Source organism: Mesorhizobium sp. M5C.F.Ca.IN.020.32.2.1 (assembly GCF_004023105.1).
GTDB lineage: Bacteria > Pseudomonadota > Alphaproteobacteria > Rhizobiales > Rhizobiaceae > Mesorhizobium > Mesorhizobium wenxiniae.
Genome location: NZ_RZSX01000965.1, coordinates 1 through 2,235, shown reverse-complemented (window position 1 = coordinate 2,235; position 2,235 = coordinate 1). Strand labels below are relative to the sequence as shown.

Here is a 2,235-nt window from a genome sequence, read left to right as displayed (position 1 = left end):
GGCCCAACTGCTCGACACCGGCTCGCCCTTCCTCGAAATCGGCCAGTTCGCAGCGTGGTCGATGTATGGCGAAGACATCTCATCGGCCGGCATCATCGCCGGCATCGGCCGCGTCGAAGGCACCGAAGTCATGGTCGTCGTGAACGACGCCACGGTGAAGGGCGGCACCTATTATCCGCTGACCGTAAAGAAGCATCTGCGCGCACAGGAAATCGCGCTGCAGAACAAATTGCCTTGCGTCTATCTGGTCGACAGCGGCGGCGCCAATCTGCCAAACCAGGACGAGGTGTTTCCCGACCGCGACCATTTCGGCCGCATCTTCTACAACCAGGCCAACATGTCGGCTTCAGGCATACCGCAGATCGCCTGCGTCATGGGCTCGTGCACGGCGGGCGGCGCCTATGTGCCAGCGATGTCGGACGAGACAATCATGGTGCGCAACCAGGCGACCATCTTCCTCGGCGGTCCGCCGCTGGTGAAGGCCGCTACCGGCGAGGATGTCAGCGCGGAGGAACTGGGCGGCGCCGATGTGCACACGCGGCTTTCCGGCGTTGCCGACCATTATGCGCTGGACGACGAGCACGCGCTGGCGATCGCCCGCCGCATCGTCAAGAACCTGAATCGAAAGAAGGAGATCGGGCTGGCACTTCGCGGCCCGATTCCGCCGCTTCATGCAGCCGATGAGCTCTACGGCATTGTGCCGACCGATCTGCGCCAGCCCTATGATGTGCGTGAAGTGATCGCGCGCATCGTCGACGGCTCCGAGTTCGACGAGTTCAAGCAGAATTACGGCACCACGCTGGTCACCGGCTTTGCCCATCTCAACGGCATGCCGGTCGGCATCATCGCCAACAACGGCGTGCTGTTCTCCGAAAGCGCCCTCAAGGGCGCGCATTTCATCGAGCTGTGCTGCCAGCGCAAGATCCCGCTGATCTTCCTGCAAAACATCACCGGTTTCATGGTGGGGCGAAAGTACGAGGCCGGCGGCATCGCCAAGGACGGCGCCAAGCTGGTGATGGCCGTCGCCACGGCGCGCGTGCCGAAGGTGACCATCATCATCGGCGGCTCGTTCGGCGCCGGCAATTACGGCATGTGCGGACGCGCCTATTCGCCCCGCTTCCTGTGGATGTGGCCGAATGCCCGCATTTCGGTAATGGGCGGCGAGCAGGCTGCCACGGTGCTGGCCGTCGTCAAGCGCGAGGGGATCGAGCGCAAAGGCGGAGAATGGAGCGCAGAGGAAGAGGCAAAATTCAAGAAGCCGATCCTGATGAAATACGAGCACGAAGGCCACCCGCTCTACTCCTCCGCCCGGCTCTGGGACGACGGCATCATCGACCCGGCCAAGACGCGCGAGGTGCTGGCGCTCAGCCTATCGGCGGCGCTGAACGCCGGGATCGAGGAGACAAAGTTCGGCGTGTTCAGGATGTGAGATGAGCGAAATCGACCACAGAATTCGCGTTCATACCGGCGACATTACCAAGCTGGCTGTCGATGCCATCGTCAATGCCGCCAACACCTCGCTCTTAGGCGGCGGAGGCGTCGACGGCGCCATTCACCGGACGGCCGGGCCTGAACTTCTGACTGAATGCCGGATGCTAAATGGCTGCAAGGTCGGCGACGCAAAACTCACCAAGGGCTACAGGCTGCCGGCACGCTACATCATCCACACGGTCGGCCCGGTCTGGCAAGGCGGCGACAAGGGCGAAGCCGAGCTGCTCGCCTCCTGCTACCGCCGGTCGCTCGAAATCGCCGCCGCCAAGGATTGCCGGACGGTGGCATTTCCGGCGATCTCGACCGGTGTATACCGATATCCAAAGGACCAGGCGACGCAGATCGCCGTTGGCGCGGTGAGCGCCTTCATCGGCCACAACGCGCTTCCGGAAACCGTTACCTTCTGCTGCTTCGACCAGCAGATGGCAGAACTGTACCGGCAAACCGTTGCTGCCCTGGCGAAGGGTGATCTGCACCGATGAAAAGTACGATCCACATTATTCAGACTCATTTTCAACCAGGGTACTGGTCACGCGGAAAAATTGCGGCTATTGCTCTTTGCAAATACCAATGGGGATTGGGCGAAGATGAGACTGCGACTTTTTCAGAAAACAACTGTATCTATACTTGCGGGGTTGCTTATATTAGCGGCGCCAGGCGTTGGCACAGCGGAATCGCTGGCGGGAAGCAAAGGCGACCGCCGTTTCGCAGTCCATTTTCCGTCAAGTTCGACGGGAGACTGCC

The 2,235-nt window shown here is 61.4% G+C and carries 3 protein-coding genes; all 3 read left to right on the top strand.

Features of this window, described 5'->3' with window-relative positions:
• Positions 1–1,429, top strand: a 1,429-nt coding sequence (locus tag EOA86_RS31535; protein ID WP_128345182.1) for a carboxyl transferase domain-containing protein, incomplete at its 5' end; no start/stop codon positions are given.
• A 1-nt stretch (position 1,430) separates the two neighbouring features.
• Entirely contained in the window at positions 1,431–1,973 is a 543-nt protein-coding gene (locus EOA86_RS31530; protein WP_128345180.1) for an O-acetyl-ADP-ribose deacetylase, read from the top strand.
• A partial coding sequence (locus EOA86_RS39690; protein WP_206630189.1) for a hypothetical protein occupies positions 1,970–2,235 on the top strand: 266 nt, incomplete at its 3' end. The genes EOA86_RS31530 and EOA86_RS39690, both read left to right, overlap by 4 nt.

Excerpts from the sequence above, each read along its gene's own strand:
- EOA86_RS31530 (WP_128345180.1), top strand. The coding sequence starts at position 1,431 with ATGAGCGAAATCGACCACAGAATTCGCGTTCATACCGGCGACATTACC.